Raw genomic sequence first — 16,430 nt, 5'->3', positions numbered from 1 at the left:
AATATTTAAATAAAAGATTGAATTAGAAAGAATGAAAAAATCGAACATCAATTTCGAAATAGACTTAGATAAAGAAAACGTACCAGAAAAAATCCATTGGTCTGCCACTGATGCAGGAGAAGAATTGACTGAAACCAAAAGTATTAGTATATCACTTTGGGATCATGTTCAAAAAAATTCCATGAGAATTGACTTATGGACTAAAGAAATGCCTGTAGATGAAATGAAAAGGTTTTATATTGATTGTCTTGGCGGAATGGCACAAAGTGTATTAAACTCAACTGGGGATGAATTTATGGCAGAAGAGATGAATATGCTTTGCGAAAAGCTTGTAAAACATCTTGAAAAAGAAATGAAAGAACAAAAATAAAAAGAGAGGTCAATATTAGTTGACCTCTTTTTTTATCACAATTAATTATGCTAAATCATCGGGTAATGGTTCAATATCGAACTCCATATCCAAAGAATCCCTAAAATCTTCAATTTCTTCACCCATTTCCTCATCACCTTCTACAAAATTCCATGTTATATTAAGGGTGGTACCATTACTTTCAAGATCTTTCAAATCAGAAAGTAAATCAAACAAACACTTTGATGAAGATGTATTAAAATATTTCAAATATATATTTACATCTAATTTCTGAGGTTTATTACCTCCAAAAGCCTTTAGTTTTGACCTCAACATATTAAAAAGCATGACCACATCATCATCATATGATTTACCTTTAATCTGCAGAGTTCCATTTTCTTCATCAAATCGAATATATGGGGCAGCTTCTTTTGCTGGAATTTCTAATACACTCATTAAAAGTATTTTTTGTTTATGTAACAATAATAGTCAATATCCTTCGCATTTCTTATAAAAATAAATTTCATGTAATATAAATTCGACAAATTAATCTTTTTTGTCGATTATTGATAATTTGTTGCGCAAACAAATATTTAAGTTTAGATTTAAATTATGAATGTGAACAAACACATATACAACAACTTATACAAAAGTAGAATTCGAAAAAGTAGCATTGTATTATATGTAATAAATTTGCTAAGCTTTGGATGCCTTACATCTATATTTCTATACGGTACATATAGTGTATTTAATCCTGACCTTGCCTATCTTTTTGGCATCGTTATTTTGGTTTTAATTTCAATATTTAATAGTAAGATTCTCCAAAAACCTTATTGGTTCTTACGCCCAAAAATAAATCAAACCCTATTTTCAAATTTATTAAATATTACAAATTTAATATTTGCTTTTTTATGTATCACATTAATATTTTTTAATCAACAAGACGGACTGATTGAAATTGAATTTGGCTTAATGGGCTCCCTTATATTTGCTTTAGGATTGCCATTTTCTTATTACTTCTGGTTGATATTCACTCAAACGAATGAAAGGGCAATAATTGAAATCATTAAAAGCAATGATTTAAAGTCTTTTAAAGATTTTGAGATTTACTTCTTTCTTATCTTTATAACTATTTTCGGATTGGTTTATGATTATTTACCCCAATCAACAGATGTTTTATTGTTCGCACCAATCGGATTGCTAATAGTTTTTTCTTTATTAAATTCTTTGCTAAATAAAATCATTCATGGTGATATATATCGCTATTTTCTCTCTATTGAAAAATCTAAAAAAGAGGAAACTGAAAACAATTCCGTATTAGGTGTTTATGAAAAACAACCATACCATTTAATTTCTAAATTAGAAGATAATTTTTTGGAAAAAACCTTTCCTGAACAGAAATACCTCCTTTTTACTTTAAAAAGAATTTCAGCAATTGATGCCATTGAGCAATTAAAAATGCTTATTAAAAATTGTGACCAAAAGAATCCAATTTATAATTCAATAGTGGAAATTCACGATTATCTTTCAAATGTTGAGTTGAAAATATCCGAAATCGATAATCCTTATGAGTTTATTGAACAATCGAATGATTTGATTTTAATAAAAGGCTTAATTAGACAACAAATAAAAAACAATGACAGGAATTTGATCATTAAACTTTTGAATGACAATAGGATATCTGTCAATAAACCTGCTTGTATAGTTGCTGGTTATTATGATGATATCAATATCATTTCAATTCTTATCGAGAATTTAGAAAGACCAGAGCTCACTTATTGGGCACAACTAGCCTTACAAAAAATAGGTAATAAAGCCTTAAAATATTTAGAAATAGAGTTCTCAAAAAGAAACGAAGATTTGTTATTTGTTGAATCATGTTTCAATTTAGTTTCAAAAATTGGAAATGAAGATGGGTATAATTTACTTTTTAAAGGTCTAAATGAACCAAATAGTAACGTAAGGAAAATTGCCGCCAAGAAAATTATCCTATGCGACATAAAAGTCACCGATGTCCGTAGAAAATACTTTACCAAATTATTTGATGATTTAATTCTAACACTCTTAGGTAATGGTTATATGCTAAGACAATTAGAATCAAAAAACGAGAATTTCAAATCCCTTAAAAATGCAATACAAAATGAGAATAAGGAATCACTTTACCTTATCATAAACATTATTAAACTATATTACAATGAGGTAGCAATAGAAAAAACATTTGAACACTACGGAAAAAAATCAAAATCTTTACATGCTGCTTCTAATATTTTAATCGATTTGATTGTAAACGATAATATTTCTTTTAAGAATAAAATGAAGGTGCTCTTTTCACCAAATGAAAAACTATTACTGGAGTCACTTCAAGAGGAATTCCCTTCTGTAAATTTAAAACCTGAATTTCAAAATGAAGAAGATTTAATATGGCTAATGCTAAAAAAGGAATATGATCAAATAAACAGTTGGACCAGGGTATGTGCATTAAATATAATACAATACTCATTTAAGGATGATATCCCATTCGAATTGGCATCAGAGTTTTTAAATAAAAATCAATTGCTTAAAGAAACTGCTGCTCTAAATATCTATAAAAACCTACCGGAATTTTATACTATATTTTTATCAAGGTTATCCGATAACGAGGCTAACCAAATAGATTATTTAATTCGGTCCAATGCAGATACTGGTAATACTAAGCATGTAAATTCAGATAATTTATTATTGTATGATAAAATCAATTTTATGATCAGTATTCCGTATTTAAACAAATTATCAATATCAGAAATCATAAATTTCCATCGATATTTTAGAGTGCGAGTCCTTAAGGCTGGAGAACATCAAATTTCTTTGAATGAGGAATTCAATTTAGGATATTGGTTAATTGAAACCGGTAAAGTTTCGTTTTCAAAAAACGGTTTTGATTTTTATGATTATGGAAAGAGAGATATTATCAAAGTCTCTGATCATGAAAGTCCATCTGAAAATGTCTATTTCTATTTGGAGGAGGATACTCGATTCTTGGTAGTAGAAGAAATTATTCTGATAAATATTATTAAGGATTATGATTATATTATGCAAAAATATATTGATATCTTGCCAGATAAAAGTCCAAAAAAACATATTAAGGAATTAAATCAAAACGCTGCTTGAAATCTAGAGTATATCATATAGCCCTTCTTATTACCTTTTTTTGTATCCATTTACAAACTTATGCTCAATTAGAAAGAGTAGAAAGATTTGAAATAGACGAATTTTTAGATGAGAAAAATTTTAAAACGGCAACCCAAAGCGAGAACCTTTATATTTATTTCAATACCTCTAAGGGAATTTTAAGTTATGATGGACACGAATTTAAAAACATAAAACATTTTAAAAATAATGATGACATCAAACAAATTCATTATTTCAAAAATTCCTTATTTGTAGCTTCAAAGAATTCATTAAGCCAATATTTCCCTCAAAATGATTCTATTTCTGTTATTGCTGACCTCTCAGTCAATCAGTTTGAAGAATTTAACAACCAACTTTGGATGATTACTGATACCGAATTATATGTTTGGGAAAACATTCAATTAAAGAAAGTATATGAAGCTGAAAATTTAGAGCAATTTAAATGCTTAGTGGTAAAAAATAATAACACTATTATTGGCCATACCGAAGGACTCACTTTGTTAACAAAAGGAAAAAAGGCTAAGACATTTGCGAGCTACCTAAAACCCACAAAATTTATAACTGCTGATTCTACTGTCCATATTTTAAGTGGGAAAGCTATTTTTGAACTTATCAACGATAAGGGGGTTTCGACCTTACAAAATAAGACCGAAATACTTGATTTTTACATTGATGATTTTGGAAAGACATGGTTTATTGATGAGCAAGGAATATTAAAAGTGAATGATTTAATTAAATCAAAACCACAATATCTAGAAAAAAACAAACCTATAACAGGAAAAAGTATTTTCAACGATAAAGAAGGTAACTTATGGATATTAGGTAACAACAGCCTTGTTAAATTAACTCAAAAAAATCCTTTCTCGAAAATTTCAGAACAAAATGCGAATAAAGTATTTGTTGGGAATAACAGTAATTTAATCTTTAAAGAAGGTGAAATTATCATGTATAATTTCATTACTGAAAACATAAGGATAAAAATACCAAAAACAGCTACACCTTTAAATGAATATTATGCATTAGATAATGAGGATAGCTGGATAATCACCATTAATAAAACGATTTATTCCCTAAATAAAAATGAGCGTGAATTAACTCCCGTTTTAAAAGAAAGCCAGTTTATACCACTAAAAAAAATAGAAGAAAAATATATTGCAAAAAATGAATCAGGATCATTGTTCTTGATTGATGGGAATTTTATGCCTGTTAAAAAGCTTGAAGAAGCCCGTTCATCCAACAAAATAACTTTTGCCAATCAAAAAATATATCTTTTCTCAAATCAAAATCGAATTACTGTATTAGATAGCGCAGGAAACATTCTAAGCAAAACAGCCTTAAATGACAGCATTAATTTTGAAAATATTGTACCGGCAAAAAAGGGGTTTTGGTATTATAACTTAAATAAACTTTATCAAATTAATAATGATGGTGAAGCTAAATTAGTTGATTTCGATAAAAGTGAAGAGCTTAAAGATATCCACATCCTGAATATTTTTGATGATATGGAAAATAATTTATGGGTGTCATCCAAAAACATTCTATTTAGATTTCCTATTTCTGTTAAAAACAACATATCAACTCTTCAAAAACCTATAGAATATGATAAAAATGATTTCATATTTTCGTCCTACTTTAAAGATGCTGTAAAAGATGAAATTGGCAGAATTTGGTTCCTCAATGATGATGGGATTTCCCTTTACAATCCACTGAGAGAAATTCCAAACTTAATCGCACCAAGTGTGGAAATCAAAAATGCTTTCGCATACAATTTAGATGATTTCAATAATCCTATTGATACGATCTTTCTTAAGGAAAAAAGTAAAAATATAAGTAATAATTCAATTGTTGTTATTGATCCAAAAGTGATCAACCATTTTGACAATTCAAAATCCTCGATTGGTTATAGGAATATAAGCATAAATCAATCTGAAAGAATAATTGAATCTGGGGAAAAAATAATTTTAACTGATTTGTCGGATGGTCTGAATACCATTGCTATCAAGGGCTATAACAGCAGTGGAGTTGAAAGTATAAATGAAGAGAAAATAAACATTTATGTTATCCCTCCTATCTGGAAAAGAAATTGGTTCTATATTTCATCTGCTATTTCACTTTTGTTTTTAGGCTTTATTGGCTACAGAACCGTAATAAGTATTAAAAACAGCAGGGCAAGAGAGTTGGAAGATGAATTACATAAAGGCTTGGAAGATTTAGAAAAAAAATCACACCTCCAAGTTTTAAAGGCTGAAAGACTTAAACAACTTAATGATTTGATTACTTCCCAGAAAAGTGAGTTGGAGAAAAAGAACAAACAAATCGAATCACAGAAATATGAATTATCATTAACCAACCAACAAATTAAGAAACAAAAAGATTTACTAGAAGAAACCAGTAGCAAACTAACTTCAAGTATTAATTATGCGAAAAGAATTCAAAACGCATTGATGAGTACTGAGGTGGAAATAAAGAAAGCTTTCAATGAAAGTTTTGTTTATTTCCTTCCCAGAGATGTAGTAAGTGGTGACTTCTTTTGGTTTAATAAGGCAAAAAATGAGAATGGTGACGAACTGTTAATTTTGGCGGCAGTTGACTGTACAGGTCATGGTGTTCCTGGTGCTATTGTGAGTGTGGTAGGTATGAACCTACTCAATAACATCACAAAATTGAAGGGAATATACGATCCTGGTCAAATATTAACAGAAATGAACCATGACATCATTTCGGATTTACGGCAAGACGAAACTCAAGTGAATGATGGAATGGACATGACCATCATTACATATAATACTGTAAGCAAGAAACTTTATTTTGCTGGTGCAAAAAACCCATTAATGTATGTTGAAGACAATGAATTGATTAGGATTAAAGGTGATAAACACGCTATTGGAGGGCAACAAAGAGGTGATGAGCGAATCTTCAATACTCATGTTCTCGATTTAAGCGATGGAAAGAAAAGGACATTCTATCTTTTCTCAGATGGTTATCAGGATCAGTTTGGGGGCGAGAAAGGGTTTAAATATCTAGTAGGGAACTTCAAGAAATTATTGTTATCCATTCACCAAAAAGATGTATTGGAACAAAAAACCATTTTACATGAAGAAATTGAAGATTGGAAAGATGGATATGCTCAAACTGATGATATTCTTGTAATAGGATTTAAAATATGACTAAAAAAGAGCACAATATCATTATTAAGTTTACTGAAAACGACAACATTAAAAGTGAAAATCAGGACTTTGGATGGGTGGATTATTTTGCAAAATTTTTAACATCAGGATTATCCTACAGATTAGAAAATAAAATCAATATAATTTACAAAAATGAATTGGAATTAATTACCAAGGAAGACTTTGAAAATTCTAATCTAATTTTTTATGTTCTCTCCCCTGCTATGGTATTTTCCTCTAATATCAATCAAGATTCCACAGAACTTGAACAAGCTTTCAATTTTGATATCCCCCTCATAAATTCTAAAATAAAAAAAGTATTTAAAGCTCCAGTAAAAATTGAAGACCTCCCGCTTTCTTTATCCACGCCTACTTACTATAGGTTTTATGACAATAGCTTAATTAACGAACAGAATTACGAAACTTATGAAGGATGGAATGAATTCCAAGAAAATGAAAGTTATTGGCAGGTTTTTGCTGATGTTTTATTAGATACATTAGCCTCGTTAGAAAACAATAATTCAGAAATTAAGAGCAGAATATTTATTTCCGATAAAAATAAAAGCTATTACCATTCGAGGAATATAATTAAAAGAGAATTAAAAGCTTTTAATGCTGAAATATTTCCAGATGAAGATTTTTCAATTGAGGCGAATTATATGGAAGACCCAGAAGAATTCTTCATGAAGAAATGTGATATGTCTATACATTTTCCTGATGAATTTGTGGGGCTTACAATTGAAAAGAGAAAAAAAGCATTTGATAAACTGCCGGAAAAAAAACGATTGATTTGGTTTAGTCCAACCGAAAGTCAACAACCGGAGAAAAAAGCAAAATATAATGAATTGAAGGTTCAATTAAAACCTTATCCCAATATTGAAGCGGTCGAATCCACAATAGAAGAGTTTAAAGAAATTATCAAAGAAAACATCAATAAAATAATTCAAAAAGAAGAAACTGTTATACAGTCGGTTAAGCAAATTATTTATATAATATCAGACAGTAAAATAGATAAAAATAGTTTAGATTTACTCCATAATGACAAATCGATTTCTGATAATTTTGAGTTGAAATTGATTGATAATGTAGAAAATGTTACAGATTACCGGCATCTTCATTATGAATTATTAAGAAGGGCAGATTATTTCATTATTTTGTTTTTTAAAAATAATATACCTTGGTTAAACTCCATGTCCTCTGAAATTAAAAAGGCCCCAGGCTTTAGAAATGAAAAAGAAATTTTTGGTAAATACATAATATTTAATGAAGAAACTATATTGAATGATGAAAGACTAGAAGATTTTGAATTAATTAAAAAAGACAAACCGGGTCAAATAATTGAAGTAGTTAAAAAATTAGCGGTTTAAGTGCAAGAAAACAACATTAATAATAGGGAAAATAAATTCAATCCATTTCCAGGGCTTAGGCCATTTGGTATAGAGGAAAGCTATCTTTATTTTGGTCGTGAAGGTCAAAGTGATGAGGTTTTATCTATTTTGGAGAAAAACCGCTTTGTTAATATCCTGGGGTCTTCTGGTACTGGTAAATCATCCCTGATGTTTTCAGGTGTTATTCCTACCCTCCATGGAGGATTTATATCAAAGGCGGGAAATGAATGGGAGATTATTACAGCTAAACCAGGATTGAATCCCATTAAAAACCTTGCTTTAGGTTTTAAGAAACACATAGAAAGTAAAAGCAAAGACGATCAAACTGATTTTTCTCATCAATTAATTAATGAGTATTTATTTGAGGCAGTATTGCACAAAAGTACCAAAGGTTTAAGTGATTTATTCAAATTAAATAAATATCTAAAAGGTAAAAATTTACTCTTATACCTAGATCAATTCGAAGAAATTTTCAGGTTTAGAAAATTAGGGGATACAAAACACATCAACGAGTCACTAGCATATGTGAATCTGATTTTAGAGGCTATAAAACAAAGTGAAGTACCTATTTATATAGCGCTTTCCATGAGATCTGATTTCTTGGGAGATTGTGAACAATTTCCGGAGTTAACGAATAAAATAAATGACAGTCACTACCTGATTCCTCAAATGACCAGAGAGCAAAAGAAACTGGTGATAACAGGTCCGATTGCTGTTGGTAATGCTAAAATATCAAATAGATTAGTGCAAAGATTGCTCAATGATATGGGCGACCGATTTGATCAATTGCCTGTTTTGCAGCACGCATTAATGCGTACATGGAATTACTGGAGAGAAAGTGACAATAAAGATAATCAAATAGACTTCATCCATTACGAAGCCATAGGTGGTGTAAATGAAGCATTATCTCGTCATGCAGATGAAGCATTTTATGAATTAAATGAAGAAGAAAAAGAAATATGTGAAAAGCTGTTCAAAACTATCACGGAAAAAAGAAGTGATAATGATGGTATTAGAAGACCAACACCTCTTAAGGAAATCTCAAAAATAGTCGATGAAGAAGAACATATTCTCATAAAAATAATTGACAAATTCCGGATTGAAGGAAGAGCACTTTTAACCCCAAGGGAAGAAGTTGAATTACACAGTGATTCCGTAATAGACATTAGCCACGAGGCTTTAATGCGTGTATGGTATCGACTTAGAAATTGGGTTCAAGAAGAGTCTCGTTCTGCTCAAATATATTTAAGGCTTTCTGAGGCAGCTAATAAATACCAACAAGGGAGTGGCGGACTATGGAGACCTCCTGATTTGCAACTGGCTATAGAATGGAGAAATAATACAAAGCCAACTTTAAAATGGGCGCTTCAATATGAAAATAATTTTGAGGCGGTTATTCTTTTTCTTGAAAAAAGTGAAGATTCCTACAAAAAAGAATTAGAAACTAAAGAGCTTCTTCAAAAAAGAAGACTTAGACGATCCAAAATTATTGCAACAGTTTTAGGTTCGGCAGCAGTTTTGTCCATTATCTTTTTGGTATATGCATTCAACCAAAGTAGAATAGCTGAAAGACAAAAGGAAATTGCAGAAGCAAAAACATTAGAAGCTCAAAGAGAGTCTGATAGAGCAAAGGAGAGTGAATTAATTGCCCAACGGCAAAAAATTGAAGCTAATAAATCCAGTATTAGGGCAAATATTGAAAGGGAAAATGCAGAATATAGTATTTTATTAGTACAAGAAGCTAGAGATGTTGAGAGACGGGCAAGGGAGGAACTGGCGATTAAAGCCGCAGAGGAAGAAAAAGCTAAAAATTTAGCCCAGCAACAACAAAAAAAATTAGAAGAGACCAATATTCAATTAGAAGCTGAAAAGAATAACTCAAAGCAGTTAAGCTTAAGGGCGATAGCTTCTTCCTTGAGTGTTAAATCATTGCAACAAGAAGATGATCAGTTGAAAGGACTATTAGCACTTTTAGGTCATAGGTTTAACATTAATAATGAAGGTTATGAAAATAATAATGATATCTACAATGGTCTATTTTATGCGATAAAGAATTTTGATCCAGATTATTATAATGCTTTTAAAAGTAAATCAACCGATGTTAGGTCACTACAGTTTGTAAAAAATAAATACCTATACACCACAGGTACTTCAGGAAGAATTAATGCTTGGGAAGTTGAAAACAAGACTGCTAATAGAAGTATTGTTATTTTTGATGAAGAAGGTGTCTTTGTGAAAAAAATATATGTAGATGAAGAAAATCAAATCCTTGTCGCACTCACTGACGGACATGATTTTTATGTCATTGATGTTGCTGACAGAATTAGAGATGTGAAAAAATATACCCTGCCCAACAGTTATGCTTTTGATGTGAGTTTCATAAAAGGCACAACGGATTTCTATTTGTCAGCTTCTGATAATTACATTTATAAATTTGAAAACAAAAAATTAAACCCCTACCTCAATACTAAAAGCAGGATATATGATATTGAACTCATAAATGAAAGTACATTGGCTACTGGAAATACTGATGGTAAAATTGAACTTTGGGATTTGAAATCTAAAGAAAGTAAAGCGGTAATAAGAGAAGCCAATAATAAGTATATTCATTCCCTTTCATTCTCCAAAAATATTTTAGCAACTGGCGATAATTCCGGTCAAGTAAACTTGTTCTATTTAGATGAAAATTATAACGTTAAAAATTCAATTACCTTAAGGGGAAGTGATGGGGAAATCATGACAGATATTCAATTTAATATGAAAGAAAACCAAATAATTGCGGCTAGCACTAAGGGAACCATAAGAATCTGGAATTTGATTGATCCAGATGAATTTCCTATGATTATCAATGAGCCAGGTTCTTGGGTTAATGCCATCGCACTTTTGGATGAAGCACATATATTTGCAGGTTGTAAAGATCAAGTATTTAGATTATACCCTATCAAAAGTGAACTTTTAGCCGAAACCTTAAAAAATAAGATCAACAGAGATATTACACCTGAAGAATGGGATAGATACATTGGTGATGATCTTGATTACAGCCCAATTTTCGAACAGAGTAAATTTATTGATCAATCACGATGAGATTATTTATTATCACTTTATTTATATTATTCACTTCAAGCTCTTTTCTAGTAGCTCAATCAAGTTGTCAAAGAAACTTGAATGAAGCAAGAGCTGACTATTCTAATGGTAATCTTTATGCGGTACCAGGTAAATTGGGTGATTGTTTGGAAGAAGGATTTAGCAAATCTGAAAAAATTGAGGCATTAGAGCTTTTAACCCTGACTTATATTAACATTAATCAGCAAGAGAAAGCTAGAACAACATTAATAAGATTATTAAACCTAAAAACGGATTATCAAGTAATCAAAAATGTTGACCCCTCCGAATTGTACTCATTGTACAGTAAAATTGATACGGATATCAAATACTTTGTAGGAATAACTGCTGGCTTTAACAATAATTCAATCATTGTCCATCAACCATACAGTACCAATCCATTAGGTACTCATGACCCTAATTACGTATCAAGATCATCCTTTAGACAAGTAGGAGCTCAATTTCTATATCCTATTACCAAGAATATAATTGCCGGTGCAGAAATTCAATACCAAAGTCACAGGTTTGATTACAAGGAAATATTCGATAATGGTAACAATGACATATCCACAATTGAGTATGGAACAATTAATAATGGTATGAATTTAAATATTACGTTGCGCTATATGAAAGATTATTATCAATGGAAGCCCTTTTTTGAATTGGGTACTTCAGGAAGATATAATTTAAACTATTTTGTAACCTTTTATACAAATGATTTTGAAAAAACTGTTGATGAAGAAAATATAAATGAAGAGATCAATATTATTTCAGATAGATCGAATATTAATTTTTCATTAAATGCAAACCTAGGATCTATGATAAAAGTACGTGAGAATTATATTGAAATAAAATTTGGGGTAAGTAATTATTTTAGAAATCATTTAAATAAAAAAGCGATAAATGATGCCGATAAAAATACTCTTCTTGATACAATGATCTTGAAAGATGATTACATAACAAATTTAGTTTATCAATTAAATGTTAGTTTTAATATACCATTTTTTAATTTCCAATGAATCGAAATTATTATATAAATATTATTTTAATACTGCTAATACCAGTTGCTGCCTGCAATTTAGACCCCTTAACTGAGTATAGAGCCTCAAGTTTTGATAAACTATATGCATTGTCTGAAAATGTAGAAGCGGTTGATTTTATATGTAAACCAGATGCGAGCGGTTATATTATAGTTGGTAACTCAAAAACTTCTGACAACTCTAATTCTGATATAATTATCATAAATGTAGGGAGTGATGGAATGCAACAGAACCTGCATAGAATCAACACTCCTTTTTACGATGAGGCTGTCAGTATGAAGCTATATCAAGAAGATAATTCTGTTTTCATAATGGGGCAAAGAAGAATTGACACCTCAGAACAAGTCATTCGACAAAACGTAATTTTAAAATCAAATTTAGAAGGAATTCCTATTAAAGCTGAAAGCAATAATCCAGATGATTCAATTTCAGCGGACTTTAAAATTCTTACTACAGGTGAAATCCCTTCCATTGAACTGACAGATTTCCTTATTAAAAACCAGAATTTAATTACAATTGGCAATATTCTTCAAGAAGGAACAAACAACAGGAGAAAAATAACTCAAATTTATAATTTTAACTCCGTGAATTTTAACAATAAAAATGATACTATTTTTGAATTAGTCAGAGAAAAATCTGGTTCAACTGTTAATAATAAAAACTTGAATATAAAGATCTTAGAAGGTAGTAATCCTTCTTCAGTTTATGAAATCATAGGTCACAGCGCTAGTGAAAATCCAAATACTGAAACAAATAATGAATCATTAAACATTAGTTGGGAAATATTCACTGATTTGGAATCTAATGCCAGTGAAAAGATTTTTATTGGAGAGGATAAAGATGAAGTATTTGGTGCTATTTTATATCATTCAAATGGTAAAAATTATATAGCTGGTAATTATTTAGAAACTGACACCATTTTTTTAATTGCCAAGGAGTATAATGGATCCAATAATAATAAAGATCAAAAAATATTTCCGCTTATTAATTATGGTAATAAAGTAACGAGTTTAACGGAAGATGACAATGGAAATATAATTATGTCCACAATAGATGAAACGGACATCAATAGCAGTTCCCATATATTGAAATTTTCACAGGCCGGTACGCCAATAAATGATCAGGATTTTGAATTCTTAAGTACAGGGTTTTATGATATTCAAAAAATTGAAAGTGAACCTGAAAATATTTTGGTTGTCCTTTCGCAAAAAACTTTTGAGAATAATTCGACAGCCATAGGATTAATGAAGATTAAATTTTAGTAAAATTCTATTATTAGATATAAATTTGTCCACTACTCCCCATTTTATTATATTGTAAGTTACACTTAAAGAAACAGTTACGAAACACATTTACAGTTATATAAGGTTTTTATTCATTTTGAGCTCGTTGTTGGTGATGGGGTTGAAGAGTTATGGGCAAGTTACAATCACTGAAGCGGAATTAAAGAATTTCTGTACCTCGGGAGGTAGCTATACTTTACCAGACATAGTCATAACCGAAAGTAATCCAGATGATATAGAAAATACTTCTGGAACAACAGAATATTACAGGATTCAATTACCGACAAATTTTGAGTTCAGTACTACAGGAACCGTAAACGTGAATGCTTTCGGTGGTGATATCTCAAATTCGTCCTCAGTGACGAATGGTCTAAATTTCATTCGCTTAAATTTAGTAACTCAAGGCACATCAGAGTTAAATACAATTACCTTCACAGGTTACCAAGTTACCACAAGCGCAACAACTTTTACAACAGGCGATATAACCAGAGAAGACTCGCCAGCGGGGACAGATATAATCATTAATGGCTCCGTCTTCGGAACAAAACATGGTTCATTAACAAAAGAAACTGCACCAAATATAACTTCGCAGCCTACTTCTACAGTCATATGCGAAAATGATAACACATCATTTTCGATTACTGCTGAAGGAGGTTCGTTTAGCTATCAATGGGAAAGAGATGCTGGTCTTGGTGCTGGATTTGAATCTATAGATGGAACCTTAGGTGACGATGTAACCTATTCCAATTTTAATTCTCCTACCTTACAATTATCGAGTGCTGGAGTGAACCTAGATGGCTATACTTATAGAGCCGTTGTAACAGGCGCTTGTTTGCCAACAGCTACTTCAAATGAAGTAACAATTACAGTAAATCCTCTTCCAGTAATCACTACTCAACCAACGTCAGTCGAAAGATGCAGTGGACAGTCTGCTAGTTTCTCAGTAGCTGCCACAGGCACTACACTAAGTTATCAGTGGTATCGAAATGGTGTAGCGATTGATGGTACGTTGGACGGCTCAGTTTATACAAACTTTACTACTTCAACCTTAAATATAAGTGATGTGACAGGTCTTAGTGGTAATGATTATCAAGTAATCGTAACAGAAAGCTCTAATACTCCCAACTGCCCTGTATCGAGTAATACTGCGATATTAACTGTTAATCCGCTTCCCGACAACTCTTTAACCGTTACACCGGACGTTACAGAAGTATGTGATGGAGAGACACTTGATTTTACGATTAGTTCTTCGCAGCCTGGAGTCAATTATCAACTATTTGACGAAACCAATACCGCTTTTAGCAACGCAGTGGTTGGAAATGGTGGAATTATATCGATTACTTCTGATGCTTTTAATCTTGCAACTTATACCGATGGAAGTGAGACCATTACCGTTAAGGCTACTAATGGTTCAAGTGGTTGTGTAAATGATTTAACGGATACAGAAACAATTACAATTTACGAACCACCCACAACTGCTGATGCAGGGACTGATCAGGAAAACTGCGGATCAGGTAACTTTACATTAGCAGCTAATATGCCTTCAGTTGGTACCGGGAATTGGACAGTAGAATCTGGTACCGCTACGATTGATTCACCAAACTTAAATAATTCAACGGTTTCGGGTGTCCCTGCTGGTTCATCTGCTGTATTACGATGGACTATCTCCAATGGAGCTTGTGCAGATTCATTTGATGAAGTTACACTTACAAATTATGAAACTCCTCCTACTGCTAATGCAGGGGCCGATATCGATCAGTGTAACAACTCTACCTTTACCATGGCGGCCAATAGCGCTGGATCGGGTACAGGAACATGGACTGAAGTAACTGCTACTGGGGTGACTATCACCAATATTAACAGTCCTACTACTACGGTTACCGGACTTACAGCTGGTTCTTCTGCCACTCTGCGCTGGACCATCTCTAATGGAAGTTGTACGCCTACTTCTGATGATGTCATCATCACAAATGATCTAGTGCCTACTGCCTCTGCTGGCAGTGATGCGGAAATCTGTGTTACCAATGGTAGCTATACCTTCTCGGGTACGACTTCTTCTAATGGAACTATCGCATGGACTACTTCTGGAACAGGTGGATTCAATGATGCCACTATTGATAATCCTACTTATACGCCTTCTACAGATGATAATACAGCGGGTAGCGTAACTTTAACTAAAACCGTTACCACTGCTTTTGGAATCTGTGCCGATGCTAGCGATGATATGGTCTTGACCATCACACCTACTCCGCCTACTGCTAATGCAGGGGCCGATATCGAGCAGTGTAACAACTCTACCTTTACCATGGCGGCCAATAGCGCTGGATCGGGTACAGGAACATGGACTGAAGTAACTGCTACTGGGGTGACTATCACCAATATTAACAGTCCTACTACTACGGTTACCGGACTTACAGCTGGTTCTTCTGCCACGCTGCGCTGGACCATCTCCAATGGAAGTTGTACGCCTACTTCTGATGATGTCATCATCACAAATGATCTAGTGCCTACTGCCTCTGCTGGCAGTGATGCGGAAATCTGTGTTACCAATGGTAGCTATACCTTCTCTGGTACGACTTCTTCTAATGGAACTATCGCATGGACTACTTCTGGAGATGGTACCTTCTCTTCTACTACTGCAGAGAATCCTACCTATACCCCTGGTACTACTGATAACTCAACCGGGTCGGTTACTTTAACTAAAACCGTGACCACTGCTTTTGGAATCTGTGCCGATGCTAGCGATGATATGGTCTTGACCATCACACCTACTCCGCCTACTGCTAATGCAGGGGCCGATATCGAGCAGTGTAACAACTCTACCTTTACCATGGCGGCCAATAGCGCTGGATCGGGTACAGGAACATGGACTGAAGTAACTGCTACTGGGGTGACTATCACCAATATTAACAGTCCTACTACTACGGTTACCG

The 16,430-nt window shown here is 32.3% G+C and carries 9 protein-coding genes; 8 read left to right on the top strand and 1 reads right to left on the bottom strand.

The features are described 5' to 3' along the window. Positions 1 to 31 precede the first annotated feature (31 nt). Positions 32 to 370 carry a gliding motility protein GldC gene (gldC, locus tag ACFE0M_RS12700; protein ID WP_434546147.1) on the top strand — a complete coding sequence of 113 codons (339 nt, stop codon included), beginning with the start codon at positions 32 to 34 and terminating at the stop codon, positions 368 to 370. A 45-nt stretch (positions 371 to 415) separates the two neighbouring features. Here the strand turns inward: gldC and ACFE0M_RS12695 are convergent, their stop codons facing one another. Next, on the bottom strand, positions 416 to 805 hold the full coding sequence (locus tag ACFE0M_RS12695; RefSeq protein WP_434546146.1) for a DUF1987 domain-containing protein: 390 nt from the start codon (positions 803 to 805) through the stop codon (positions 416 to 418). 516 nt (positions 806 to 1,321) lie between these two features. Between ACFE0M_RS12695 and ACFE0M_RS12690 the strand changes: the two genes are divergently transcribed. From ACFE0M_RS12690 to ACFE0M_RS12660, 7 genes are all read left to right on the top strand, one after another. Continuing rightward, positions 1,322 to 3,496, top strand: coding sequence for a hypothetical protein (locus tag ACFE0M_RS12690; RefSeq protein ID WP_434546145.1), 2,175 nt, complete (start codon positions 1,322 to 1,324; stop codon positions 3,494 to 3,496). Next, entirely contained in the window at positions 3,493 to 6,684 is a 3,192-nt protein-coding gene (locus tag ACFE0M_RS12685) for a SpoIIE family protein phosphatase (RefSeq protein WP_434546144.1), read from the top strand. Before ACFE0M_RS12690 ends, ACFE0M_RS12685 begins: the two co-directional genes overlap by 4 nt. Further along, positions 6,681 to 8,051, top strand: coding sequence for a hypothetical protein (locus ACFE0M_RS12680; RefSeq protein ID WP_434546143.1), 1,371 nt, complete (start codon positions 6,681 to 6,683; stop codon positions 8,049 to 8,051). The genes ACFE0M_RS12685 and ACFE0M_RS12680 overlap by 4 nt, the downstream gene beginning before the upstream one ends. Then, complete coding sequence (locus ACFE0M_RS12675; protein ID WP_434546142.1) at positions 8,052 to 11,156, top strand: nSTAND1 domain-containing NTPase; 3,105 nt, start codon at positions 8,052 to 8,054, stop codon at positions 11,154 to 11,156. It abuts the gene before it with no gap. Next, a complete protein-coding gene (locus ACFE0M_RS12670; RefSeq protein ID WP_434546141.1) occupies positions 11,153 to 12,193 on the top strand; it encodes a hypothetical protein in 1,041 nt (346 codons plus the stop codon). Before ACFE0M_RS12675 ends, ACFE0M_RS12670 begins: the two co-directional genes overlap by 4 nt. Next, positions 12,190 to 13,476: a hypothetical protein gene (locus ACFE0M_RS12665; RefSeq protein WP_434546140.1), complete on the top strand. Its 1,287-nt coding sequence runs from the start codon at positions 12,190 to 12,192 to the stop codon at positions 13,474 to 13,476. The genes ACFE0M_RS12670 and ACFE0M_RS12665 overlap by 4 nt, the downstream gene beginning before the upstream one ends. A gap of 136 nt (positions 13,477 to 13,612) precedes the next feature. Next, a partial coding sequence (locus ACFE0M_RS12660; protein WP_434546139.1) for an immunoglobulin domain-containing protein occupies positions 13,613 to 16,430 on the top strand: 2,818 nt, incomplete at its 3' end.

Source organism: Marivirga sp. (genome assembly GCF_051117495.1).
Lineage (GTDB): Bacteria > Bacteroidota > Bacteroidia > Cytophagales > Cyclobacteriaceae > Marivirga.
Note: the sequence above shows the minus strand (reverse complement) of the source record. Positions and strands in the feature narration are given on the sequence as shown.